The sequence below is a fragment of the Nitrospiraceae bacterium genome (assembly GCA_019637075.1).
Classification (GTDB): domain Bacteria; phylum Nitrospirota; class Nitrospiria; order Nitrospirales; family Nitrospiraceae; genus JAHBWI01.
Window position 1 is genome coordinate 135550 of record JAHBWI010000004.1, and the last position, 25118, is coordinate 160667.

The following is a 25118-nucleotide window of genomic DNA, read 5'->3' on the forward strand; positions in this document are numbered from 1 at the left end:
CTCGACAGGATGAAGGGTGTGTCGTGCGGGGCCAGAGCCTTCTCCTTTGTCGCGCTTTTTCTGTTCAGCCTCAGCTTTGGCAGCCTGGCATCGGCGGAATCCTCCAACTTGGCCGATCGGGTGATCGAGCATAAGCTGGGCAACGGGATGACCGTATTGATGGTCGAGCGGCACCAGACGCCGGTCGTGAGCATCAACATGACCTTCGGCGTCGGCGGCATCAACGAACAGGTCGGCCAGACGGGATTGGCGCATCTCTACGAGCACATGGCCTTCAAGGGCACCAGGACGGTCGGGACGAGGGACTTTGCGAAGGAAGAGGCGGTGCTCGAGGAACTGACCAAGGTCGGGACTGAGCTGGAAAGCCGCGAACGCGAGGAGGCGGCGCAGGCACAACTCACCGGCAAGTCCCCCGCGCCTTCGAAGGAACTGGAAGCGTTGCACCATCGGTTCAAGGAATTGCAGGAGCAGGCAGGCCAGTACGTGGTCGGCAACGAGATGGCCATGCTCTACCAGCGGCACGGCGGGGTTGGGTTGAACGCCTCGACGGGCAAGGACATCACCCGCTATGTGATCAGCTTGCCGGCGAACCGGTTGCCCCTGTGGGCCGCATTGGAATCGGATCGCATGGCCCACCCCGTGCTGCGCGAGTTTTATAAGGAGCGCGGTGTGGTGATGGAAGAGCGCCGGTTGCGGACCGACGACAGCCCTAACGGCCTGCTGTATGAAACATTCACCTCGACGGCGTTTCAGGCGCATCAGTATGGCGTGCCGACGATCGGTTGGGGGTCGGACATCCTCTCGCTGACGCCGGCGGCGACGGAGGCCTTCTTCAAGACGTACTATGGTCCCAACAATGCCACAGTCGCAATCGTGGGGGACATCAATCCGAAGGAAGTCATCGCGCTGATCGAGTCGACATTCGGCAAGATTCCGGCGGCGCCGCCGATTCTGCCGTTGGTCACCGAAGAGCCGCCGCAGCGGGGGGAGCGTCGCGTGGAAGTGGAGTTCGACGCGGAGCCGGCCGTGGCCATGGGCTATCACAAACCCACGATCGGTCATCCGGACGATTTCGTGTTCGACGTGATCGATGCGGTGTTGACGGAAGGCATGACCTCACGGCTCTACAGCAAGCTCGTGCGCGACAAGCGCCTCGCGGCCGGCGTCATGTCCGACACCAACTATCCGGGCGTACGCGCGCCGAACCTCTTCGTGCTGGCTGCCACGCCGTTGGCGCCTCACACCACGGCGGAAGTGGAAGCCGCCGTCTATGAAGAACTGGAACGGTTGAAGACCGAGCCGGTTTCTCCGAAAGAATTCGAGCGCGTGCTCAACGGGCTTGATGCGGACCTGGTCCGCTCGTTGCGGTCCAACAGCGGGCTCGCGTCGCAATTGTCGTTCTATCAGACGGTGGCCGGGACCTGGCGCTACGTGCTCGAGGCCCGCGGGAAGATCGCGGCGGTCACGCCGGCCGATGTACAGCGGGTGGCGTCGCAATACCTCACCAAGTCGAACCGGACGGTGGGCGTGCTGGTGAAGAAACCTTCGGACAAGAAAGTCGCGGCAGCGAGTGAGGTGGCGCGATGACACAGCAAGTTGGTGAAGCGTATCTCGTGAAGCGTGAAGCGAGGGCAGAGCGAATGCAACAGATGCGGGCGCGGTTGGCAAGCGTGGCGGTCGTGGTCTTGCTGGTGATGCAGTCATTCGTGGGGCTCGCGGCCGATCAGGCCTCCGGCGATCCGCGGACCATGCGGTTTCCCACCGTCGACTTCAAGCCGCCAGATGCCGATCGGGTGGTCTTGGATAACGGGATGGTCGTCTATCTCTTGGAAGACCACGAGCTGCCCCTGGTGACCGTGAACGCCACGCTCAAGACCGGCAGCTGGCTCGACCCGGCCGACAAGGTGGGACTGGCCGGCCTCACAGGTTCGGTCATGCGCACCGGCGGCACGGCCAAGATGTCGGCGGACGAGGTCGACGAGGAGCTGGAACGGCTCGCGGCGAACGTCTCGGTCGGGTTCGGCAAGGAGTCCGGTTCGGCGTCGCTCGACGTGCTGACGAAGGATCTCAAACGCGGGCTGCAGATCTTCGCCGACCTGCTCCGGACGCCGGCATTTGACCAAGGGCGTGTCGAACTGGCCAAGCTGCAAGCCATCGAGGGCATCCGGCGGCGGCAGGATAATCCAGGTTCGATCGCGGGACGTGAGTTCGGCAAGCTACTCTATGGAGCGGCACATCCAAGCGCCCGTGAAACGTCGCCTGCGTCGATTCGCGCCATCACGCAGGAAGACCTGCTGGCCTTCCATAAACAAACCGTCCATCCGAACGGAATCATCCTCGGCGTCACCGGTGACTTCGAGAAGGGCGCGATGTTGGCGCTGCTGCGCGAGGTGTTCGGCGATTGGGCCAAGGGAACGGTTCCGGAGTTGAAGATTCCCGACGTGGCGACGGGTGAGACGCAGGCCGGCGCAGTACGGTTCATCAACAAGGAAACGTCGCAAACGCATTTGCGGGTGGGGCACTTGTCGCTCCGCGAGACGGATCCCGACTATGTTGCGCTCTCGATCGCGAACGATATCCTGGGCGGCAGTTCCTTCCGCAGCCGGCTGTTCAACGACGTCCGCACGAAGCGCGGCTTGGCCTATTCGGTCGGCAGCGGCATCCGTGCCGGTGTCCATGACCAGGGCGTGTGGTTGATGCGGGCTGAAACGAAACTTGCCTCCACGCAGGAGGTTGTGAATCGCTTTGTCGCAAACATGGAACGGCTGCGCAACGAGCCGGTGACCGATGCCGAGCTCGAAGAAGCCAAGGAAGCCTACGTGAACTCGTTCGTGTTTTCGTTCACCAGTGCCTCGAGCATTGTGGCGCGGTTGATGGACCTGGAATACGACGGGTTGCCGAAAGACTGGCTGCAGCAAATCCGCGACAAGGTCGTGAAGCTGACCAAGGAAGATCTGCAGCAGGCGGCGCGGAAACATTTCAACCCGGAACGGCTGCGGATCTTGGCAGTCGGATCAGGTGAGGTGCTGTCGAAAGTGCTGGCGAGTTTCGGAGAAGTTAAAGAGATAAAGCTGGCACCGGAAGGGTGAAAGGGGGCGGCCGGGACCGAACGGGGGGGCTCGGCCAGCCATCATGCGAGGTTCGGCAACGACCGTTTGAAGCATTGTGCCGATTGAGCGCAGGCTCCTCTGGGGCTGCGACTCCGTCGCAAGGCCGTTGCCTGCTCGATGGTCCATCCACCGATACCAGCTGCCCGCGATGGCTGGCCGAGCCCCCCGTTGGGTCCCGGCCGCTACAAGGAGCTTCCGGAGCTGCGTGAGAGACGAGAAAGAGGGATGGCTGGACGCGGATGCCGGGCGCGAGGACGCCGCAACGCGTTCGGCTCAGGCTGGCCGCCCAGGCGCTGGAGGCCATCGACGCAGGCGCCTCTGAGACCGTGACGATGTCACGATGCCGGCACCTGCTTCAGTGATCAGCTATCCCTACGGCAGTTGCCGCTGCGGCGATCCCCCGCCCGCCACCCGCATCCAGCCTGTATGGTGATGCCGGGAGAGGACAAGGGCTAAGCCCGAGGTAGTACGTGCGTCACCACCATGTGGTGCTCCCTTCCTTTTCTATAAAGGTGAAGTTGCCGGTATCAGCATGATGAATTTTGATGTCATTCACGGCAGCATTTTGGATGTCGACGCCGAAGTCATCGTGAATGCCGCCAACAGTTATGGCATGATGGGCGGAGGCGTGGCCGGCGTCATCAAGCGCGCGGCGGGGTCTGTCGTCGAGGATGAGGCTCGTAAGCAGGCGCCTATTCCTGTCGGACAGGCGGTGCTGACGTCCGGTGGGAACACCAAGTTCAAGGGCATCATCCACGCGCCGACGATGACGGAGCCGAGCATGCTGATTCCGGCTCACCATGCATCCTTGGCCACATCGGCGGCCTTGCGAATGGCCGACGTCCGGGGATTTGCTTCGGTCGCCATTCCCGGCATGGGCACCGGTGTCGGCGGCGTCTCGGCCGAGGAGGCGGCCCGTCACATGATCGATGCGATCAAGCAGTTTGCGCCCAGGTCCTTGCGGGTGGTGTTGCTGGTCGATGTCGACCCGAACATGGTACAAGCCTGGAGGAAGCAGCTTATCGCGTATGGCTTGTAGCGAATGGCACGCACAAGAGCAGATCGCTAATGGCCGGTCGCACGTGACCTAAGTGTGATTAGTCCGGACCATACGCCACATGCTATGAGCCTTTTGCTTAAACTCTCATGTTAGAAGACGAACTTAGCGACATCATCAAGAAGGCGAGGACGGGCCAGCAGCGGACGGTGGCCGAGGTCGCGCGCGCGAGCGGCTTGACCGAATCGGACCTGGGAGACCTGGAGCGGGGCCATGCGCCTCGCCGGAAGGAACAGGTTCGTGCCGTGGCCCATGCGTTGGGTCTGCGTCCCGAACCGTTGGAGCAGGTTGTCGAGGGTTGGACGCCGAGCGGCGTTCCTGCCGCCGTGCCCCATGTGGAAACGGTGTTGGGATCGATCGGCGGCTATGAGGTGAAGGGCTATATTGTGCACGACCGGGGTGAGGCCGTGATGATCGATACGGCCTACGATCCAAAAGGCATGATGCGGGTGTTGGCGGAGAAGGGGCTTCGCCTGCGGGCGATCTGTCTGACGCACGGCCACTCCGACCATGCCGAAGGTATCGAGGATCTCCTGCACAGCACGCGGGTGCCGGTCTATCTTGGCCCTGGCGACCTCGATCTGCTCGGCTGGCGCCCTCCGGCGGAGCTGCTTTCTACTCCTCAGGATGGTGGGACGGTCACCGTCGGCGGGCTGACCATCACGTTCCTGACCACGCCGGGCCATACGCCGGGGGGCATTTGCTATCGAGTCGATCAGGCCGACCGTCCGCTCTGCTTCGTGGGGGATACGCTCTTTGCTGGGTCCATCGGCCGTTCCAACCCGGCCGGCCTGTATGCGACCCATCTGGAATCCGTGCGGCGACGTGTGTTGAAATTATCCCATGAGACCTGCCTCTTTCCCGGTCACGGCCCCGCCACCACCGTTCGCGAAGAACTGGTCCACAATCCCTTCTTTCAGTAACGCGACGGAGGCCGATCGGTGAATCGGGACGAGACGGATCTTCCTCCTTCCGGTTCCCTGCATGCGCCTCACGGTGATCCACGCCCGGTCCCGGTCCTCCAACCGGCCGTGCTCGACAAGGCGCCGGATGACGATGAGGAGGAGGACGACCCGCCCTCGTTCTTCTCGTCCGTGCTGCTTCCCTTGGGTCTGTTGCTCCTCACGATTTTCACCACGCTCTGGGCCGGTGCCTATCAAACGAATACCAATCCCCTCGTGGGGGCCTGGGCCTTTTTAAGCAACGATCCCACGGTGCTGTTGAGCGGAATTCCCTTCGCCGCCACGCTGTTGGGAATTCTGATCACGCATGAGCTGGGACACTATGTCCTGTCCCGCATCCATCGCGTCCCGACTTCGTTGCCTCTGTTCATCCCGGGGCCGCCCCATTTTGTCGGGACCTTCGGGGCCATCATCCGCATGCGCGGGCCTGTCACCGATCGGCGAGCCTTGTTCGATATCGGCGTAGCCGGGCCGATTGCCGGATTCGTGGTAGCGGTCCTCGCGTTGGTCGTCGGGCTTCGGCTGTCCACCGTCGTGCCGTTACAGCCGGGCTACGGCCTCCATTTGGGTGAACCGCTGTTGTTGCAATTCATTTCCTGGTTGGTGATCGGTCCCTTGCCTCCGACCGCAGATGTGATCCTCCATCCCATCGGGTTTGCCGCTTGGTTCGGTCTGTTCATTACGTCGTTGAATCTCCTCCCGATCGGCCAATTGGACGGCGGCCACGTCGCCTATGCGCTGTGGGGAGAGCGGCAGCGCAGCTTGGCCGTGGCGATCGTACCGATTCTCTTACTCTTTGGCTGGCTGGGGTGGAAGGGGTGGTTTCTCTGGGTGGGGCTCGCCGGCATGATGGGGCTGGCCCATCCTCCGGTCTTGAACCCTCAGCGGAGCTTGGGGCGCGGCCGGCGGATCGTGGGCTGGCTCGCGCTTGGCATCTTTCTCGTGACCTTCTCGTGGGAACCCTTTATCCTGCGCTGAATGGCGCAGTTGAAGGAACTCCTCTCCACCGTCGAAGAATCCGTCAATCCTTTCTATTTTGCGGGCCGCGTGCTGGTCTTCCTGCTGTTGGCCGCTTGGGGCTGGCGCTTCATCACGACCCCGCTCGAAACCAACTACACCGGCGAGTCGTTCTTGCATTTGATCAACCTGCCGTTCCATGAAGCGGGCCATCTGCTCTTCATGCCGTTCGGAGAGTTCATGACGATCCTGGGCGGAAGTCTCGGTCAAATCCTCATGCCGGTCGTGTGCCTCGTGACCTTTCTCGTCAAGACGCGCGATCCGTTCGGCGCTTCGGTCGCGCTCTGGTGGACGGCGGAAAATTTCATGGACCTCGCGCCCTATATCAACGATGCCAGGGCGTTGGACCTCTTGCTGCTGGGTGGATTCACCGGCAAGGAAGTCGATGCGCACGATTGGAACAACCTCCTCACGCTGTTGGGCTGGCTCGAGTACGACCATCGATTGGCCCATCTCTCGTACGGCTTCGGTACCTTGTTGATGATGATTGCGCTGATGTGGGGCGCCTGGCTCCTGGGTCGGCAGTACCAGCGGCTCGATTGGTAAGGCAGCACCTGCTTCACCCCTTGTCGGGTGTCACCGCCGTTGCAAAGGCTGCGTGCATCGTGCACACTGGGGCCGCCATGCGATCCTGGCGCGACACACTCCTGGCATCGATTCTGCTGCCGGCCCTGTGCTGGACCGGTTCCGCATTCGCCGACGAAGCCACCTCGCGGTTCGTCCTGCAATTCGACGGCGAAGCGGTGAAGGACCAGAAAACCGGTTTGATCTGGGAGCGGGAACCGGATTACGTTTTCGACGTGTGGGACAAGTCGGTCGCGCGCTGCGCCACCAAGACCGTGGGCGGCCAGAAGGGGTGGCGAGCCCCAAGCATTGAGGAGATCAAGACGCTGGTCGATTCCGAGCAGCAGGATCCGTCGCTCCCACAGGGACATCCCTTCCGCAATATCCGGTCCGGCATCTACTGGACTGCGACGCCGCATCCCACCGACGATATCGTGGCTTGGCAACAGAGCTTCTTCTCCGGTCAGGCCGTGACCGATCAGAAGTCGGGTACGCGCCGTCTCTGGTGCGTGCTCGGGCAGGTCAACCGGTAAGCTTTCCCAAACCCCGTTCACCTTTTCATCGGATTGTTGCTCCGTTCTTACATCCAGGTCGATAACCTCAGACCGCGTTTCGCGGGTACCCCGCATTGACGTCGTATCCACCCCTTCATAGAATGAAGCCGACCAGACACCGGATGCGGGGATTTGTATGGATGTCACAGGCCCTGAACCCGATAGGCTGTTCAAGCGGGTGCAAGCCGAAAAGGCCGAGCGCATCCGCGGAAAGCTGAAGATTTTTTTCGGCGCGACGGCCGGCGTCGGTAAGACCTACGCGATGCTTCAGGCCGCGCATGAGCAGCAGGCCGACGGCGCCGACGTGCTCATCGGCGTGGTCGACACGCACGGGCGCGCCGACACCGCGGCCCTGGTGAGCGGGCTCGAACTCTTGCCGCTTCGCTCCGTCGAGGGCCGGGGAAAGACGCTCGCCGAGTTCGACTTGGACGCGGCCCTCGCCCGTCGCCCCACGATCATCCTGGTCGACGAACTGGCGCATACGAACGCGCCGGGCCTACGGCATGCCAAGCGCTGGCAGGACGTGCAGGAACTGTTGAGCGCCGGCATCACCGTCTACACCACCGTCAACGTGCAGCATCTGGAGAGCTTGAACGACGTGATCACACAGATCACGGGCGTTCGTGTACGCGACACCGTCCCCGATTCCGTGCTCGAACGGGCGGATGACGTGGAATTGATCGATCTCCCGCCCGACGATCTGCTTCAGCGCTTGAAAGACGGCAAGGTCTATGTGCCGGAACAGGTGCAACACACCCTCCAGAAATTCTTCGCCAAGGGCAATTTGCTCGCATTGCGCGAGCTCGCGCTGCGCCGGACGGCGGAACGGGTCGACCAGCAAATAGAAGTGTACCGCCGTGACCACTCGGTGGTGCAGACGTGGCCGGCCACCGAGACGATCATGGTCTGTGTGAATCTCAAACCGCGGGGGCCGAGGTTGGTCAGGGCCGCGTGCCAAATGGCGGCCGGATTGCACGCCAAGTGGATCGCCGTCTACGTTCAAACGCCTCGTCACCTGACGTTGTCCGACGAGGAACGAAGCCGCGTGGTGGAGACGCTGCGGTTGGCCGAAAAGCTCGGGGCCGAGACGGTAACCTTGACCGGTGACCAAGTCGCGCAGGAACTGCTCACTTTCGCCCGCAGCCGGAACGTCACCAAAATCATCGTTGGAAAACCCGTGCGTCCCTGGTGGAAAGAATGGATCTACGGCTCCGTCGTCTCCGAGCTCGTACATTGCAGCGGCGACACCGACATCTATGTCATCACGGGAGAGGCGGGGGAAGGCCGTTCCCTCGTCAGGCGGACTTTTCAGCGGACCAGCAATTGGTCCACCTACGGAGCGGCCGGCCTCGGGGTGGCGCTGTCCACGACCGTGGCTTGGGTGATGTTTCCCTCTTTCGGGTCGGCCAATCTCATCATGGTGTATCTGCTGGGTGTGGTATTGGTGGCGGTTCGGTGCGGGCGTGGGCCTTCGGTGCTGGCGTCGTTGTTGAGCGTCGCAACCTTCGATTTCTTTTTCGTGCCGCCCTACTTCTCGTTCGCGGTGACGGACATTCAATACCTGCTCACCTTCGCCGTCATGCTCAGCGTGGCCTTGGTGATCAGCAATCTCGCGGTACGGATCGGACGGCAGGTGGAAACGGCGCGATACCGCGAACGGCGCACCGGCGTGCTCTATGCCATGAGCCGTGATCTCGCCACCCATCGCGGAGCCTCGACGCTTGCCAACGTGGCGGCCAAGCATCTGCGTGACGTCTTCGATAGCCAGGTCGCGATGTTCCTGGCCGACCGGGAGCGGCGGTTGCAGTTGCAGCGAGGGGAACAGTTGTTCTTCGAGTTCGATCCGACGGAAATGGGTGTCGCGCAGTGGGTCTACGACCACGGCGAGCGGGCGGGGCTGGGGACGGATACGTTACCGGAATCCAATGCCCTGTATCTTCCGCTGGTCGGCTCGACCGGCGCCATCGGAGTGGTGGCTGTCCGTCCCGAACAGCCTCAGCTGTTGTTGGATCCGGAGCAATTGCATCTGCTCGAGTCCTTGGTCAACCAAACCGCGCTGGCGATCGAACGTACGAATTTATCGGAAGAAGCGCAGCGCGCCCATGTCCAAGCGGAAACGGAGCGCATGCGGAACGTCCTTCTCAGCTCGGTGTCTCATGACTTACGCACGCCGCTGGCCACAATTACCGGCGCGGCCAGCGACCTGTTGGACGACTCGGGACGTGTCGATGCCGCCTCGAAGCATGAACTGGCGCGGTCCATCTACGAGGAAGGGGACCGGTTGGATCGGTTGTTGCGAAATTTGCTGGAGATGATGCGGCTCGAGACGGGAGCGGTGCAGTTGAAGCGGGAGTGGATTCCGTTGGACGAAGTCGTCGGCGCGGCTGTCGGGCGGTTGAGAAGCCGATTGCGGGACCATGCCCTCGACACCAAGATCCCACCGGACCTTCCGCTGGTCAATGTGGATACGGGGTTGATGGAACAGGTGGTGATCAACCTAATGGAGAACGCAATCAAGTATGGGCCGCCGGGGACACCGATCGAACTCTCCGCATCCGCCGGGGATCGTGAAGTTGTGGTTGAGGTGGCGGATCGGGGGCCTGGCTTGCCGCCTGGTGAAGAGGAGCGTATCTTCGAAAAATTCTACCGGCTCCAGCGGAGTCGCGAGGGCGGGGTGGGGCTGGGATTGACGATTTGCCGGGGCATCGTCGAGGCACACGGCGGACGTATTTGGGCTGAGAACCGGGTAGGCCGGGGCACGATGTTCCGATTCACGATTCCACTGACCGAGCGACAGCCGGCTGCCGCTTCCGAGTCGATGGAGGTTCGTTCTCTGTAGGTCCGTCAGGTCGGCAGCATCCGGCCGTTCCGATTCGATTCAATGGCCCAAGCTGCCTCGGTATTACTAGAGAACGATGAGCCGGACCTGAGACGATTTGTTCGTCCGTCATTCCCGGCGAACGGTTTCCGGCTCATCGAATTGTCCGTGGGCAAGGAGGGGTTTCGGCGGATTGCGGCCCTGTTCTGGAATATGTATCCCGTCTTGATACAGCTCGGTGTACAGTCAGTCTCGTGGGGAGCGTGAGGGCGTCAGGCTGGAAAAAGAAGGGGCGGTGTCTTCTCTGGGCCGCGGCGGTTGCCTCGCTGATGGCGGGCACGGCCGTCGCTGTCGAAGTGCCGTCCCCGGCGGAAGGCCAAGGCACACCGACGTCCAGTGTCGCGGGAACAACAGAGCCGGCGAGCCTCTGGCATTACGGCGCCTATGCCGATGTCTCCTATGTCCTGAATTTCAATTTTCCCGAAAACCATCTATGGCGGAGCCGTTCGACCGCCGTGCGGCACAATGAGCTGGCCCCCAACATGGGGCTGGTCTATGTTCGGAAGGACACAACCACCGACTCACGTTGGGGCATGGAGTTCGGCCTCCAGGGTGGGTACGACTCCAAGAACTTTGCATTTCTGCAAGGTGAGGGCAAGGTCGACGGCGCGGATACCTGGCGCCATCTCCATCGGGCGAACGTGTCGTATCTGGTCCCGGTGGGCAACGGCCTGACGATGACGGCTGGTCTCTTCAACAGTTTGATCGGCTACGAATCGCTCTACGCCAAAGACAATGCCAACTACACCCGTTCCTGGTTGGCGGACAATACGCCCTATATGATGTTCGGCGTCAGCGCCAAGTATCCGGTCAACGAACAGCTCACGGTCACGACCTTCGTCATTAATCGATACTCCCACCTGGCCTATACCAACGATCAGCCGTCCTATGGGGGACAATGGGCGTACAAGGTGACGCCGAGGTTGACCCTGACGCAGACGGTCTATGCCGGGCCTGATCAAACCAATACGTCACTCGAATTTTGGCGCCTGTACGGCAACCACATCGTGGAGTGGAAGGGCGAAGACCTGACGGTGGCGTTTTCCTACGATATCGGGACGGAAAAAGTGGCGAACAGACCGGGTCAGCCGCGAGCCTTTGTGACCGGTGCCAATGTGGTGGCCCGTTGGCACATCAGTGGACCCTGGGCGGTCGCATTCCGGCCAGAAGTCTACTGGGACCGGAACGGCCGCTGGACCGGCAACGAGCAGTTCGTGAAGGCGATGACGTCGACTGTGGAATACAGGATTCCATACGGCTGGACGAACACGATGCTCCGGCTCGAACATCGGTGGGATGAATCGACGGGGGCGGGAGGGGGATTCTTTAGCCGCGGAGAGATTCAACCGGGCGTGATCGGCCTGACGCCGAACCAGCATTTGGTGTTGCTGGGAATCCTCTGGACGTTCGACAGCCCCTAGGCGGATGCTGAAAACGACCTCGAAGCTTCGTTCTCGGGTCGCGCGCCCCCTCAACGTACGAGAAACAGTATGCCTCGGGTTCCCGCTCCCTGCGGCCTTGCCCGACGGTCGTTTTGAACATCCGCTAGAACGATTGCCGCATAGGGTAGCGTCCTCACATCGGGCCGAGATACGAGATACTTCAGTTACTAATTCGCCGCTCGCGACTTTTCCCTGACCAGCCGCAACATGTCCACGATTTCGCGATCGAAGCGATCAAGCGCGACCTCTTTGGCTTTCGCGATGGCGCTCTGGTCCTCGACGAACGGAGCGGGACCGACGAGCGTCGTCTCGCCCTCGGTGCTTTGGGTGCCGAACAAGTAGCCGGTCCGCACGTCCCAAAGCGCCCCTTCCATCATGAACAGCGCGTGACTTTCCGTGCCATGCGCAAAGTATGTGCCGATCCCGGTTGCATACCAGGCTGCATGGCCGTTGTTGTATCGCTCTAAGGCCGAGGCGCCGTCGATGATGAGGAGCGCGTCTGCGTTGTATCGAGCGGCGGCCAGGCGGAGATCGCGAAAGGTCGTTCCCTGCACCGAGGAATTGGCCAGCACTGAAACCTGCGTGAGGAGACCTTCATCCTTGAGCTGCCTCAAGGTGTTCAGCAGCCGATCGGCGTCGGCGCTCACCCAATCTACGCGGCGTAGTGAGGGTTGCGAGGGAAACTGCTTGTGCTTGAAAAACAGGGCAAGCCGGTACGGATGCGTGAGGGTCGGGGTCGCCGCCATGGTGTCCGCGATGTCGCGGTCCGTGACCATCTCCGGGTGTTCGTGAAACGATTGCTGCAGCGCCTGGCGGTTTAACCCCTTGGCGCCGCTGCAGGCGGCCAGGTTTGTCAGTAGCAGCATGATCAGGAACAGTTTCATAGAAGACCTTTCCATCGCCGACACGACGTTCAGGGCGTAGGTGATTGTGCAGGCAGTGTGATATGGGAGAGCGCTTCCAAGGCCAGGAGCAGCGCGTGGGTGCCGGAGCGACCGTGCCCGAGTTCCTGAACTTTCCGGTACAACTGATGCACGAGTGTTAGCCCCGGGAGTTGGAGATTCCGCCGCTTTGCTTCCTCGAGGGCGATGCCCATATCCTTGACGAAGTGATCGACGAAGAACCCGGGATCGAAGTTTCGGGCCAACATACGCGGGGCCAGGTTGTCCAGGGTCCAACAGGCGGCGGCGCCCCCGCGGATAGAATCCAGCATCCGTGGCAATTCCAGCCCGGCTCGGTACCCGTATACCAAACTCTCGCAGACGCCGACCATCGTGCCGGCAATGACGATCTGATTGCACAGCTTGGCGTGCTGGCCCGTGCCGGGCCCTCCTTGATGCACGATCTTCTTTCCCAGACACTCAAATAGCGGCATGACGGCCTGCACGGCTTTGGTCCAGCCGCCGACCATGATGGAGAGCGTCGCGTTGCGAGCCCCGATGTCCCCGCCGGAGACCGGCGCATCGATGGTTGCCACGCCGCGGGCCTGCGCCTGCTCCGCGATCTCGCAGGCGAGGGCAGGTTCCGTCGTAGTCATGTCGATCAGCACCATATCGGGTCTCGAACCCGCGAGTACTCCGTGGCCCCCAAAGTAGACCTCCCTCACATCGTCGGGAAAGCCGACCATCGTGAAGAGCACATCGGTCTGCTCGGCGACCGCGCGGGGCGAGTCGGCCCAGGTGGCGCCCTTTGCCAGGATCGGCAAGGCCTTGGTGCGATTGCGGGTGTAAAGGGTCATCCGGTAGCGGGCATTCTGCAGGTGCTGGCACATCGGTCCGCCCATCACACCCGTGCCGATCCACCCGACGCGTGTTTCGGAGGGCGCGGCCAGTCTCGGAGGAGTGATGGAAGGTTCGATGGGCATATTGCTTGTCGGCTATTCCACCAGGGGGGTGATGCGTGTGGCGATGGCTTGCACGACCCCCTCCTTATCCATTTGAATTTTGCCGCCCTTGAAGCTGAGCGCATAGCCGCCGTGGCTCGGGGCTTGGATCGTTGCCTCGAGCGTGACGCGCGCGCCGTTTTCGACATCCGGGTCCTTGACCAATGGAATGCCGCAGAGGCCGGGAACCGCCACGGCGATCGTGCCGCTGTCGTCTTCCAAGCTGAAGAGGTAGCCGCCGTAGCAGGTGGAGCCGGCAGGAATCTCGTAGGGATCGAGCGGTTCGACGTTCCGGACGGTACCCTGCAACGACACCTGCCGTAAGTGAAACAGCCCCGGATCGGACAGGATGTCTTGAACCGGAGTGGTTTCCTGCGCCAAGGCGGGGGCCGTTCCGTTTGCGACGCACCAGACAGCCAGCAGCAACAATGCGTGAAACCACGGCCGCCGTTTCCGTTGTCTCATGGCGCGCATTGTACCATCGTTGTCCCGCTGGTTCGTACACTTCGCCTGCTTTCTCTCTCAAAAATGACCCGCTATAATCGCCGAGGTCGCGTCGAATTCGATGGAGCCGCGAAGTGCGAGAGGCAGTACCGTCTTCAGACGACGGTGGCCGAAGTCGGAAAGGAGCAGGATGAGCCGCAAGGACACACTCGACACCTACATCAACCATGTCCGCCCGCAATATGAAGACATGTTGGGACAGGCGGTGGAGATTCCGTCCATCAGCATGGACCCGAAGCATGCGCCGGACATCGGGCGGATGGCGCAGTTGGCCGCCGACTATCTCCGCGCGGCCGGCGCCGAAGCCCATATCGTCCAGACGCCCGGCTATCCGGTGGTGTCCGGAGGGTGGACGCTCGATCCGGCGTATCCGACGGTCACGATCTATAACCATATGGACGTGCAACCGGCGCAGGAGCCGGAATGGAAACAGGCGCCGTTTGCCTTTCAAAACGACAACGGCTGCTATCGCGGACGAGGGGCCACCGACGACAAGGGGCCTGCCTTGGCGGCTCTCTTCGGCGCGCGCTATGCGGTGGATCAAGGGACGCGGGTCAACATTCGTTTTCTGTGGGAGCTGGAGGAAGAAAACGGTAGTCCCAGCTTTGCCGCGGCCATCAAAAATCACACCGCAATTCCGCGCCCGGATTCGGTCGTGATTTCTGACACCATCTGGCTCTCGAAGGGCCGGCCGGCCATGCCGTATGGATTGCGCGGGTTGCTGGGCGCGAGGCTTGTGCTTCGCACGGGCGAGAAGGATGCCCATTCCGGTGTCACCGGCGGGGCGGCGCGCAATCCGCTCGTCGAGCTGATGGAGATCGCCCATGCCTGCGTCGATGCGAAGAGCGGCAAGGTGAAAATCCCCGGATTCTATAACGACGTGGTTGCACCGACCAAGGCCGAGATCACGAGTTTCTTGAAGTCAGGATTCCAGGTCAGCAAGTTCAAACAGGCCTATGGGTTCAAGACCCTGCGCACGCACGATCCGGCCGAGGTGATGAAGCGCATCTGGGCTGCCCCGACGTTCGAAGTACACGGCCTCACCGGCGGCTATCACGGTCCCGGTGTGAAAACAGTGGTGCCGGGTCATGGCGAACTCAAGATCAGTATGCGCCTGGTTCCCAGTCAGACGCCGGAGAAGGCCTTCGCCTTGCTGAAAAAATACGTGGCGAAGTTGAATCCTGCAGTGAAAGTGGAACGGGAAGGCATGCTGCATCCGTTCCGCGGGGTATTCGACGGGCCCTATGTCGAGGCCGTGAAGCGTGCAGTGAAGGAAGGGTTTGGCAAGGAACCGGCATTTATCCGGGAAGGCGGATCGATCGGCGCGGTTGTGACGATGCAGAAGGCCTGGAAGGTGCCGATTCTGTTCATGGGACTGAGCCTGCCCGAGCACGGATACCATGCGCCGAACGAGTACTTCGATTGGGGGCAAGCCTCAGGCGGGATGAAAGCCTTCGCGCACTATTTCGAGGAATTGGCGAAGATGGGAACGCAGTAGTCCGACCGACAGAGCTGGGAGGAAGACGCGGGACGAACGTGCACGCCGAATGGGACGGTCGTCTCGAGAATGGTGCAAACTATTTCAGCGATGCCAGGTCGATGACGAAGCGGTAGCGCACGTCGCCGCGGACGAGACGCTCATAGGCCTCGTTAACCTGTTGGATGTTGAGTATTTCGACATCCGCTCCGAACCGGTGCTTCGCGCAGAAGTTCAGCATCTCCTGGGTTTCCTTGATCCCGCCGATCAACGAACCGACCAGTCTCCGTCGATGCAGCAACAAGGGGAATGCCCCGAGTGGCGTCGGTTTGTCCGGAGCCCCGACCAGGATCATGGTTCCATCGGTTTTGAGCAATTCGAGATAGGCGTTGAAATCATGTTGCGCCGACACCGTATCGAGAATGAAGTCGAACTGCTTGTCCAATTTTGTGAAGGTTACCGGGTCCGACGTTGCATAGAACGCCTTCGCGCCGAGGCGCTTGGCGTCGGCGGCCTTCTTGGTCGAGTGGCTGAGCACAGTGACGTCGGCTCCCAAGGCCTTCCCGAGTTTCACGGCCATATGGCCGAGTCCCCCCAGCCCCACCACGGCGAGCCGATGCTTCTTCCCGACGCGCCAGTGCCGCAACGGTGAATAGGTCGTGATTCCCGCGCAGAGGAGTGGCGCGGCTTCCGCCGGCCGGAGGCCCTTCGGGATACGCAGGACGTACCGGTGATCGACGACGATTTTGGTGGAGTAGCCCCCATAGGTGGGCGTGGTCCCATCCAACTCCGTGCTGTTGTAAGTAAAGGCGATCGGTCCCTCGCAGTACTGCTCCAGACCCTTCTTGCATTGCGGGCAGGTGCGGCACGTGTCCACGAAACATCCGACACCGACGGTGTCTCCGACCTTGAACCGCTTCACCCCGGCTCCGATCGATTCAATGGTGCCGACGATCTCGTGGCCCGGCACCATCGGGAAGCGCGCGCCGCCCCATTCGTCGCGGGCCTGGTGCAGATCCGAATGGCAAATGCCGCAGTAGCGGATATCGATCAGGACATCGTGGCGACCGACTGCTCGGCGCTGGAAGGTGAACGGCGCGAGCGGCGTGGTTGGACCTGTGGCGGCATAGCCCTGTACCTCGATGGTTGATGCGGTTTTCCCTGTCCTGCTCATCGTTGGATCCTCTGTCTATTGGAGATCAAGGTGCCGTGGTCGGCGCCGATCCGATTTCCGGTTCAAGCGAAAGGTTGAAGATGCTCGGGTCTTGTTCCCACGCGCCCGGCGCAATCAATCCCAGCAGGGGCAGGAGAAACATCGCACCGCCGATGACATCGACGAAGCCGACGCTACTGAGTTTTCTGGATGTGGCGCGAGAGCTGGTTTGATACCCGGGCTTCTGGACATCGATCCGGAGTTCGCCCCGGCGCGGTGCGTCATATTGGAGTGGGGTCGTGCCGATCTGCGAACCGTTTACGAGGACGGTGGCGCCGGGCGGCTCGGAATTGATCTTCAACTGTTGCGAAGTGCCGCCGAAGAACGAGCAACCGGCCAGGTAACTCGTGCAGACCACGAGGCAGATCATGCGGCGGATTGTGTGAGAGCTGGATACGGAAGAGGGCATGGGGACCTCGCTCGTTAGCCGAGCTCACGGTTACCATAGCGCTGGATGATTGGCAAGCACGAGTCCGACCCTCGGGCCGGGAGGCGGAGAGACGGCCGTGGGAGTTCGCTCCCACGGCCCTGTGTGCTAGTTGCTGGCCGGCGCCGGCGCCGGTGTGGCGGCCAGGAGCGGCGAGAAACTGGGATCCGCGTCCATGATCGGCTTCAAGAGGTTCGCCTGCATGAAATACCGCCAGACCTCATCGGACTTGCCGGGCACTTGGTCAAACCACCGCTTTGCCTCCGTCAAGTGGTGCAGCATCTTGGCCTTATCGCCATAGTTGGGCATAAAGATCATGCTGTAGGCCATCGTGTATTCGGCCAAGAACTTGTCGAGCGGCAGTTCGGCGTTCGCCAAGGAGGCTTCAGCGTCCGCATAGGCGCGTTCGCTCTCAGGGTCGTGCAGGATACGGTTCCAGGCGACCTTGGTGATGCGCGACCATGCCAACTGCAACTGCGCTTCAGCCTTCGGGGTCTTGCGGTTCTCGGGAATGTCCCGCACGAGCGATTCGAAGGTCTGGATCATCGGCACTTGATCGTTGTTCCACCGGTAGGCGACGCCGAGTTGGAATCGGTAATCCAGTTGTTGCGGCCGAACCGACACGAGCGTTTGCAAGGCCGGCAACATTCGATATAGGAAGTCGGCCGGTGTCGGCTCAGGCAATCCCCCCATCTCCATCCCGTTGGACAGGTCCAAGCGTTCCGATTCGGCATAGATGTTCCAATAAAATTCATCCAACACCAGTGCCAGGGCCGGGTCTTTCACGTTCAGCTGATGGCCCTTGCGCCCTTCGCGCAGGATGACGGTGTAGAGGTTACGGGTCAGGACCGTCAGCGCGTCCGGCTGTTTGGGATCGATGAGCAGGATACGGTTCAGGAGCGCCACTCGATCGCGCAGTTCCGGATAGGTGGCCGCGCGAGCCGCAGCCGCCGTCAGAGTGCCGGGCTGGTCGTCGGGTTGCCACCAGGCGATCGTCTCGGGGAGCGCCCGGCTGGTTTCGGTCGCAAACGGAATCTTTTCCACTGTCATACCTGGTGCTTCAGCTTGCGACGGCAGCGGAAGGTTGAACACGGCCGTGTCGCCCGGGAAGCCGTGCTTTTTCAGCCCGCTGAACACGACCCACTGGGTCGTGACCGATTTCACCGCCAGCCGAGGCCGCTTGATCGTATTCGTCCACTTCGCAAGTCCCGGCGCATAAGTCAGCGGGGAGGTGAGCGGGTCCTGATACTCGACCTTCAGGAGCACCAAGTTGGCTGTCGTCCCCAACACCTTGCCGCCGGTCTTCAGGCGAAACGACCCGCCCGGGATCGGCCGGGTTTCTACCGCCGTCAGGTGCAGGCCGGTCCCCGGAGGCGAGATACCGAGGGCATCCATCACGAAGGCACTGGCCGGCGCGCGCGGGAGTTCGTCGCCGAAAAATACCAATGGGCCTGTGCTGGGCCAAATGACATCCATGGCAATGTCGGTCCGCCGCAGGGCCGGCGCATGGGCGGCGGCGAGCGGCGCCCAGCAGGCCTCATATGAAGCATCCGACGGCGGCGCAAAGTGTTTCACCGGTCCGGACGCCGCGACGACCAGACGGTATTGGCAGGCAAAGTCCAGCTGACCCGCCTGAACGCGGTCACCTTTGGAGATGGCCTCCGCGTACTGCAGGGCGACCTGCGCGGCCGAGGTCTCGTGCTTTGCCGATTTGGGTTTCTGCTGCTTGGGCGCGGCCGACACCGATTCAACAATTCCGCTTCCAACGACGACGATGGCCGCGACGGACAAGGCGATGAGCAGTTTTGTATGCAAGAGCGCATTCCTGCGATTCATGACGTGCCAACCTCCGGTATCAAGGTAAGAACGGTCACTCTACCACGCGGTTCTTTTCGTGCGAAAGGGGTTTGGAAAGGGTCAGGGGGTCGGGGGAGAAGGGGTCTGAGGCCGGCTGAATCGCACGAGCGAGCGGATATAACGAAGCACGGCTTCCTGGTCTTCGGCTGAGAGCGTTCCATCCCAGGAGGGCATGGCTGTGTGGGGCTTCCCGTTGGCGATGATCTTCAGCAATTCCTTGTCGGACTTGGCGGAGGTGGCAGCGGATACGAGATTCCCCGGCCTGGGGGAGAGAAAGGGAGCCTTGGCTCCGTCGCCCTTGCCTTCCGGCCCGTGACAGTCGGCGCAACGTTCTTGGTAAAGGCTTTGTCCGCGCTGGAGGTCATCCGCGTGGGCGGTCAGCATCAGACCCGTCGCTGATCCCAAGACCAGCAGCAGCACAAATGCGCGATCAAAGGAACGTGGTCGGGCTGGAGCCGTATGCGAAGTTCGCTGGGGATGGCTGGGAGCCATGCGCCTTTCCCGCCGCATCGAGGTCAGGCTGAGGCCGCCGCCTTGAGTATTTGGCGTCGCAGGGTCGAGCGGCTTTGGGAGGAGAGGGTCGGTGCCGGGCGGTTCTGACAGAGACGGACGGTCTGGCGGAGCGAATCGAGGAAGACTTCACAGTTCGGACAGTGGCCCAGATGGGAGCGGATTTCCTGGCAGACGTCCTTCGCGAGTTCATCATCCAGGTATGCCGACAGCCGTTCCAGGATCTTGAGGCAGTGGCCTTTCCTGTGACCGGCATGGACGGGTTTGCGGGTTCCTGGCTGGGTGCGAACTTGTGAAGCCATAATGACCTTCTTTTCCACTATACCAAATCAATCCGGAATTGTGTGGTCGTTCTGCCGGATGTCGCCGGTCAGTCCTCTGGCGCTCAACTCTTTACGGACGAACAACCGGGCGCGATGAAGGCGCGATTTGACGGCCCGCTCGTTCAGTCCCATGATGCTGCCGACCTCCTTGGCGCTGAGCCCTTCCATGTCGCGCAGCACGAGCACCATGCGATATTTTTTCGGGAGTTTGGCGATGGCATGGTCCAACATGCGCCGAAGCTCTTTATTCTCCAGCGCCTCCTGCGGGCTCATGCCGTCCATGGGAATCTGCAGCTTGAACTCGCCCTCCGACGTCGGGATGAACTCTTCCAGTGAGAGTTCCCGTTCGGGCTCGCCCTTCCGTTTGCGGCGCATGCGCATGCAAGCGTGGGAGGCAATGGCATAGAGCCATGTGGAAATTTGAGCCTCACCACGAAAATCCTGGAACCCACGGTACGCGTTGAGGAATGTCTCTTGGACGAGATCCTTCGCCGCTTCGGTTTCGCCGCACAACCGGTGCGCGAATCGATAAATCAAATCGACGTTGTCTCGGTAAATCTGATCGAACGAGCGGGAGTCCGGCGCGGGTGATTGGATACTGGAACGATCGGGCCTGTTCTTGGCAGGGGAGGCCATAGAAGGACAGGAGTCTACGGGCGGTTCTTCGAGCCTGTCAAGCAACCACCGCGCGGAAGCGTCTGCGCCGGCCAGCGGCTTCCGGACCGGTCAATTCACCCGACGGATATCCACGACAGTCCCCTCATGGTCGAGCTCAACCGTAATGGGGGTCCCTTCTTTCAGGCTCGACAGGACGGTCTTACCGGCGGATGGGGTGACGGACTGTTCCCCTTCCGGGGTGTGGAGGGTCAACGCGGCTCGATCGGCGGAGGCATATGTGAGCGGGCCGGTGAGGAACCGCCGCGCGGTGGTCCCGTCTTGCAAGAGGTCGATCGCCACGTGTCCCTCATGGATCCAGAGGCTCATATCCTGCCCCACCTTCGCATTGCGCACGCCGGTTTTTGTGCTGACCGTGACGATGCCCAGCGGCGTCCGGAGGAACACATAGCTCGACTTGAGCTTGGCAACGGTGCCGTTGAGCAACACGTGCAAATGAGAAGCGGCATGCGGGACCTGACTGACTTGCAGATCGAATTGCATATCGTGGATCCCCCGCATGGCGCCGGCTGCGTCGATCTCCACCGTCAACGGTTTCTGGCCGTTGTGGCCCAGCAATTTCGTGGCGAATTGGCCCATGGGGACGGTTTGCTCGCCGTCCGGCGTCCAAAGCGCGAGCGTCTTGGTGTCCGGCGAGATCGCTTCGGGCGTGGTCGTGACATACCGGTGAATGAGCGTCCCTGGTCCCCGGTCGCGCACATCCACGACGGTCGTGGTGCCATGCACGTAGAGGGTGATCTTGTGGGAACTGCGAATATCCCGAAGGGAGGTCTTGGAACTCAGCGACAATTTCCCGATCGGAGTCTGAAGGAACACAATGCCCGGTACGGAGCGCCAAATGGAACCCGACACTTGAACGGAAGGGGAAACCGGCGCCGCCTCGGCTTCCGGGGCCGCGGCTGCCTGAGCCTCTTCATTCTGCGGCGCTGCGTCCGGCTCGACCGGTGTTTGGGGGGCCTGAGCCCAGCCGGACGGCAAGGGGCCGGCACAGGACAGCGCTAAAATCCAGACGAAGGGACGAAGGGCGGAAAGACGGCGACGTGCCGCGCGGATGACCATGGTGCTCATCGGATGACCTGTTCCTGTAAATCGATGATGGATGACGCGGGAATCTCTGATAGCCCCCGAAGGAAATTCTGGGGGGCAGTCGATGCAGGGAGCGTTGTGCTCCGTTTCTTGAGCGAATAACACGACGCTCCCGCCCAGTCAAGTTGAAAGGCATTCGCGTCGGAAGGAGAGCGGCAGATGCAGTGCGGCGTGATGGATCAGAGAGGATCGTGTTGGAGCAAAAGGACGATGCGGGACTGTTGCCGTCTGCTCGCTTCCGGCATTCCAAAGCCTCGTGCCAGCACGAGGCCTTGCGTCGATACGCAGACGGTTCTCATCTCGAAGTGGCGCCAGTCTTCCCCGGCAATCCGTTTTTCCATTTCGGCCAACACGGCGTGAAACAGATCGACCAACACGTTGGGCAAGGGCGACACGAGGCCGCGTTCAACTGGCCCCTCGCCGTCGGACAGCGCGCACAACCAGGTTCTTGCCCGATCGTTCAGATGGAGAATCCGCCGCGCCATGGTCAGCACAATGAACCCACTGTCGGTTGAAGCCGAGATCTCGGGAGAGACGCTCAGTTGAAGGGCTGTCGAGGGCATGGACGAATTCCTCGCTGAGTGGTGCAGTGCAAGACACCCTTGCTGCTGGTTTGAGAGGCCGGCGCATCACAGCCTCGATGTCCCTAGGTAAAAGCAAGATGCAAGCCAGCACAGGAATCGGAGCTGTCGATAGGAATGAAGAGAAAACGTGGGAAATTTCGTGGATTGCTGCGGTGATCAGCGCGGCGAAATGTATCCAAATGTGTCAAAAGCGTATCTGTTCCGGCAAGCGCGCCTCACTTCTTGCGGACCATGAGGCGAATCGGCGTACCGGAAAACCGGTATTCCTTCCGAATTTGATTTTCGAGGTACTTCAAGTACGCGGGCGTGATATCGCCTGGATGTCCCACGAACAAGACGAACACCGGTGGTCTTGTGGCAACTTGAGTCAGGAACGCGGACTTGCTGGCTTTGGTCGGCTTGCCCTTCTTGACCGGCAGTGGGTGCGATTCGAGCAGGCCTTGGAAAAATTGATTCAAGTGGCCCGTTGCCACCCGCTTGCTGAATGATAAGAACACTTGGTCGATCAACGTGAAGAGACCGCGAAGGAAATCCGGCTGCAGCGCCGAGATGAACAGCACGGGCGACCAGGCGAGGAAGGGGAACCGTCTGGCCAAGTCCTCTTTATAGGCTTCCCGAGCTTCCACATCGTCGCTCTTCAAGTCCCATTTGTTCACGATCAGGACGCAGGCGCGTCCCTGCCGCAGGATCAATCCTGCGATCTTGGTATCCTGTTCGGTGACGCCCTCGACGGCGTCGAGCACGAGGACGGCGACGTCGGATCGTCCGATTGCGCGCAGCGACCGCGCGACGCTGTAGCCTTCGATGCCCCGCTCCACCTTCCCGCGCCGACGGATGCCGGCCGTATCGGTGAAGATGTATTGCTTGTCACGGAAGGTCGCGATGGAGTCCACGGGGTCGCGAGTCGTCCCGGGCACGTCGCTGACCACCACGCGGGCTTCACCCAGCACGGAGTTGACCAGCGTGGACTTGCCGACATTCGGGCGCCCGACAATGGCTACACGCGGGATATCGGTCGGCTGCGATTCGGTTTGCTCTTCCGGAGGAAGCAGCGGGAACAACGCGTCCAAGAGCTCCGCGACTCCGATGCCGTGTTCGGCGGAGAGGGGGAACAGCTGTTCATAGCCGAGACGGTAGAAATCGGCGACCAACGGTTCCGCCTTCGGGGTGTCGATTTTGTTGACGACGATGAAGACGGGTTTCTTGCTCCCGCGGAGCGTTTCAAACACTTCCTGGTCGGGGGGCGTGAGTCCGGATCGGCCGTCGAGCACGAGGATCAGAATGTCGGCTTCGGCAATCGCAAGCTGGGATTGCTGTCGAATGAGGGCCAGCATGCCTTCGTGGGCCGTCGGGTCGAGGCCCCCCGTATCGACCAGCCGGAAACGCCGATTCCGGTATTGGCCGTCGGCATAGTTGCGGTCCCGGGTCACGCCGGGCACGTCATCGACGATCGCGGTGCGGCTTCCGAGGATGCGATTGAACAGGGTAGATTTGCCGACGTTAGGTCGGCCGATAATGGCGACGACGGGCAGCCGGACGCTTTCCGTCGGCGGAAGCTCCGCCATGAGGTCCTGTTGTGAATCGGTCTCTGGCCTGCCCATACGTGAGGCGGACCGTAGCACAGCGATTTCGAGAAAGACAACGGGCGTCGTGTATACTGACAAGAATGACCAACCATCGTTCCGAGCCCCCCGCTCCCGCACTCGACTGGGAAGAGATCGACGATGTGCTCCTGGACATGGACGGCACCTTGCTCGATCGGCACTTCGATAACTTCTTTTTCGAGGAGGAACTGCCGCGCCGCTATGCCGCACTCCATGGCCTGGCGGTGGATGTCGCTCGGGACCGGCTGATGGGGTTGTACCGCTCCGTGGAAGGAGAACTAGCCTGGACCGATCTCCATTATTGGACTGAGCGGGTCGGCCTCGACGTGGTGGCGATGCATCGTGAGCTCGATCACATGATCGGCTTCCTTCCCGATGCGCCGGAGTTCCTCTCCCAGCTTCGAGGGCTGGGCAAGCGGGTCACGATTCTGACGAACGCCCATCGCGCCGGGGTCGAGGTCAAGGCGGCGAAGACCGGCTTGGATCAGCAGGTCGATCGCATCGTGGACGCCTTCGAAGTCGGGTATCTCAAGATGAGGCAGGAATACTGGCCGGCTTGCCAACGACTGGTGGGGTTCGATCCGCGCCGCTCGCTCTTTGTCGACGATGATGAACGGTGCCTCGCCGCGGCCCAACGGTTCGGCCTGGGCCGGATCTTTCATCGCTCCAAGTCCAGTTCGCAGCTTCCGCCGGAACCGTCCGACCGGTTCCATTCGATCGAGAGCCTCCTCGTGCTGTCCGACGGTCGTCGCCCCTCTTGATCAGGTTCTCGTGCGACGGGCGGTCCCCCGATAGAGTTCACCCAGAATTCTTGGCGCATCGGGTACGAGGCTCCTGCTCAGCTGCTCCACCGACAAACCCGCCTGCGTCACCAACCGATCGATCGGCCGATTGAGATTGCAGCCGCAGCCGATGACATTTTGGATTGGATTCAGCCGGTCCTGCCACCGCGCTACGGACGGTAGGTCGCTGCGCCCATGCTCGAGAAAGTAAAACCGCCCCTCAGGCTTCAGCACCCGTTCAACTTCCCGGAGGGCCGATATCGGGTCGGGAATCGTACAGAGGGTGAAGGTGCAGACCACGCAATCGAAGTGTTCCGATGCAAAGGGCAATTGCTCGGCATCGGCATAGACCAAGGAGACGGGGACCGATGCGCGTCCGATACGGTTGGTCACTCGCCGGGGCAACAGGGGCACGGGGTCTACGGCTGTGACCCTCGTGACGGTATGGGGATAGTGCGGGATGTTCAGGCCGGTGCCGAATCCGATTTCGAGGACCGAGCCCGCGGTCTGAGCAAGCAATTCCTGCCGGGCGCTGAGGAAGAACTCCTGGCTCAACGCCCAATCCATGAGACGAGGGAAGATGACGGTGGCGTACATGTGAGGCGGCAGC

Annotated in this window: 24 protein-coding genes; 11 read left to right on the plus strand and 13 right to left on the minus strand. The window is 61.5% G+C overall.

Annotated elements, in window-relative coordinates; genetic code table 11:
* Window positions 1–9: 9 nt before the first annotated feature.
* The 9 genes from KF814_11830 to KF814_11870 all read left to right on the plus strand — a co-directional run bounded on the left by KF814_11830 (window position 10) and on the right by KF814_11870 (window position 11563).
* Window positions 10–1587 carry an insulinase family protein gene (locus KF814_11830; GenBank protein MBX3236834.1) on the plus strand — a complete coding sequence of 526 codons (1578 nt, stop codon included), beginning with the start codon at window positions 10–12 and terminating at the stop codon, window positions 1585–1587.
* Window positions 1584–3089 (plus strand): insulinase family protein, encoded by a 1506-nt coding sequence (locus KF814_11835; protein ID MBX3236835.1) that lies wholly within the window; start codon window positions 1584–1586, stop codon window positions 3087–3089. Before KF814_11830 ends, KF814_11835 begins: the two co-directional genes overlap by 4 nt.
* A 553-nt stretch (window positions 3090–3642) precedes the next feature.
* Entirely contained in the window at window positions 3643–4149 is a 507-nt protein-coding gene (locus tag KF814_11840; GenBank protein ID MBX3236836.1) for a macro domain-containing protein, read from the plus strand.
* A gap of 107 nt (window positions 4150–4256) precedes the next feature.
* Entirely contained in the window at window positions 4257–5090 is an 834-nt protein-coding gene (locus KF814_11845; GenBank protein MBX3236837.1) for an MBL fold metallo-hydrolase, read from the plus strand.
* Between the two features lie 57 nt (window positions 5091–5147).
* The gene (locus KF814_11850) at window positions 5148–6107 is read left to right on the plus strand and encodes a site-2 protease family protein (GenBank protein ID MBX3236838.1); all 960 of its coding nucleotides are present in this window, start codon (window positions 5148–5150) and stop codon (window positions 6105–6107) included.
* Window positions 6108–6692 (plus strand): hypothetical protein, encoded by a 585-nt coding sequence (locus KF814_11855; GenBank protein ID MBX3236839.1) that lies wholly within the window; start codon window positions 6108–6110, stop codon window positions 6690–6692.
* Window positions 6693–6769: 77 nt separating this feature from the next.
* Window positions 6770–7243 carry a DUF1566 domain-containing protein gene (locus tag KF814_11860; protein ID MBX3236840.1) on the plus strand — a complete coding sequence of 158 codons (474 nt, stop codon included), beginning with the start codon at window positions 6770–6772 and terminating at the stop codon, window positions 7241–7243.
* A gap of 157 nt (window positions 7244–7400) precedes the next feature.
* The gene (locus KF814_11865) at window positions 7401–10103 is read left to right on the plus strand and encodes a sensor histidine kinase KdpD (protein ID MBX3236841.1); all 2703 of its coding nucleotides are present in this window, start codon (window positions 7401–7403) and stop codon (window positions 10101–10103) included.
* 308 nt (window positions 10104–10411) lie between these two features.
* A complete protein-coding gene (locus KF814_11870; protein MBX3236842.1) occupies window positions 10412–11563 on the plus strand; it encodes a porin in 1152 nt (383 codons plus the stop codon).
* 188 nt (window positions 11564–11751) lie between these two features.
* On the opposite strand, the gene KF814_11875 is transcribed toward KF814_11870, so the two are convergent.
* From KF814_11875 to KF814_11885, 3 genes are read right to left on the minus strand one after another with little or no spacing between them, the layout of a single operon-like run.
* The gene (locus KF814_11875; GenBank protein MBX3236843.1) at window positions 11752–12468 is read right to left on the minus strand and encodes a hypothetical protein; all 717 of its coding nucleotides are present in this window, start codon (window positions 12466–12468) and stop codon (window positions 11752–11754) included.
* Window positions 12469–12497: 29 nt separating this feature from the next.
* On the minus strand, window positions 12498–13448 hold the full coding sequence (locus tag KF814_11880; protein MBX3236844.1) for an NAD(P)-dependent oxidoreductase: 951 nt from the start codon (window positions 13446–13448) through the stop codon (window positions 12498–12500).
* Between the two features lie 12 nt (window positions 13449–13460).
* Entirely contained in the window at window positions 13461–13931 is a 471-nt protein-coding gene (locus KF814_11885) for a hypothetical protein (protein MBX3236845.1), read from the minus strand.
* Window positions 13932–14100: 169 nt separating this feature from the next.
* Between KF814_11885 and KF814_11890 the strand changes: the two genes are divergently transcribed.
* Window positions 14101–15468, plus strand: coding sequence for a M20/M25/M40 family metallo-hydrolase (locus KF814_11890; GenBank protein MBX3236846.1), 1368 nt, complete (start codon window positions 14101–14103; stop codon window positions 15466–15468).
* Between the two features lie 79 nt (window positions 15469–15547).
* Here KF814_11890 and KF814_11895 read toward each other — a convergent pair whose 3' ends face one another.
* The 9 genes from KF814_11895 to der all read right to left on the minus strand — a co-directional run bounded on the left by KF814_11895 (window position 15548) and on the right by der (window position 23723).
* Window positions 15548–16621 carry an NAD(P)-dependent alcohol dehydrogenase gene (locus KF814_11895; protein MBX3236847.1) on the minus strand — a complete coding sequence of 358 codons (1074 nt, stop codon included), beginning with the start codon at window positions 16619–16621 and terminating at the stop codon, window positions 15548–15550.
* A gap of 25 nt (window positions 16622–16646) precedes the next feature.
* Entirely contained in the window at window positions 16647–17069 is a 423-nt protein-coding gene (locus tag KF814_11900; GenBank protein MBX3236848.1) for a PEGA domain-containing protein, read from the minus strand.
* A 126-nt stretch (window positions 17070–17195) separates the two neighbouring features.
* A complete protein-coding gene (locus KF814_11905) occupies window positions 17196–18923 on the minus strand; it encodes a hypothetical protein (protein ID MBX3236849.1) in 1728 nt (575 codons plus the stop codon).
* Between the two features lie 81 nt (window positions 18924–19004).
* Window positions 19005–19436 (minus strand): cytochrome c, encoded by a 432-nt coding sequence (locus KF814_11910; GenBank protein ID MBX3236850.1) that lies wholly within the window; start codon window positions 19434–19436, stop codon window positions 19005–19007.
* Window positions 19437–19459: 23 nt separating this feature from the next.
* Window positions 19460–19756 (minus strand): zf-HC2 domain-containing protein, encoded by a 297-nt coding sequence (locus KF814_11915; protein MBX3236851.1) that lies wholly within the window; start codon window positions 19754–19756, stop codon window positions 19460–19462.
* A 27-nt stretch (window positions 19757–19783) separates the two neighbouring features.
* Window positions 19784–20413 carry an RNA polymerase sigma factor gene (locus KF814_11920; GenBank protein MBX3236852.1) on the minus strand — a complete coding sequence of 210 codons (630 nt, stop codon included), beginning with the start codon at window positions 20411–20413 and terminating at the stop codon, window positions 19784–19786.
* Between the two features lie 90 nt (window positions 20414–20503).
* Window positions 20504–21520 (minus strand): hypothetical protein, encoded by a 1017-nt coding sequence (locus tag KF814_11925; GenBank protein ID MBX3236853.1) that lies wholly within the window; start codon window positions 21518–21520, stop codon window positions 20504–20506.
* Between the two features lie 197 nt (window positions 21521–21717).
* Window positions 21718–22101, minus strand: coding sequence for a hypothetical protein (locus KF814_11930; GenBank protein MBX3236854.1), 384 nt, complete (start codon window positions 22099–22101; stop codon window positions 21718–21720).
* Between the two features lie 236 nt (window positions 22102–22337).
* On the minus strand, window positions 22338–23723 hold the full coding sequence (gene der, locus KF814_11935) for a ribosome biogenesis GTPase Der (protein MBX3236855.1): 1386 nt from the start codon (window positions 23721–23723) through the stop codon (window positions 22338–22340).
* A gap of 65 nt (window positions 23724–23788) precedes the next feature.
* Here der and KF814_11940 point away from each other — a divergent pair, with 65 nt between their 5' ends.
* Window positions 23789–24487 (plus strand): haloacid dehalogenase-like hydrolase, encoded by a 699-nt coding sequence (locus KF814_11940; GenBank protein MBX3236856.1) that lies wholly within the window; start codon window positions 23789–23791, stop codon window positions 24485–24487.
* Here the strand turns inward: KF814_11940 and KF814_11945 are convergent, their stop codons facing one another.
* The gene (locus KF814_11945; GenBank protein MBX3236857.1) at window positions 24488–25105 is read right to left on the minus strand and encodes a class I SAM-dependent methyltransferase; all 618 of its coding nucleotides are present in this window, start codon (window positions 25103–25105) and stop codon (window positions 24488–24490) included.
* Window positions 25106–25118 lie beyond the last annotated feature (13 nt).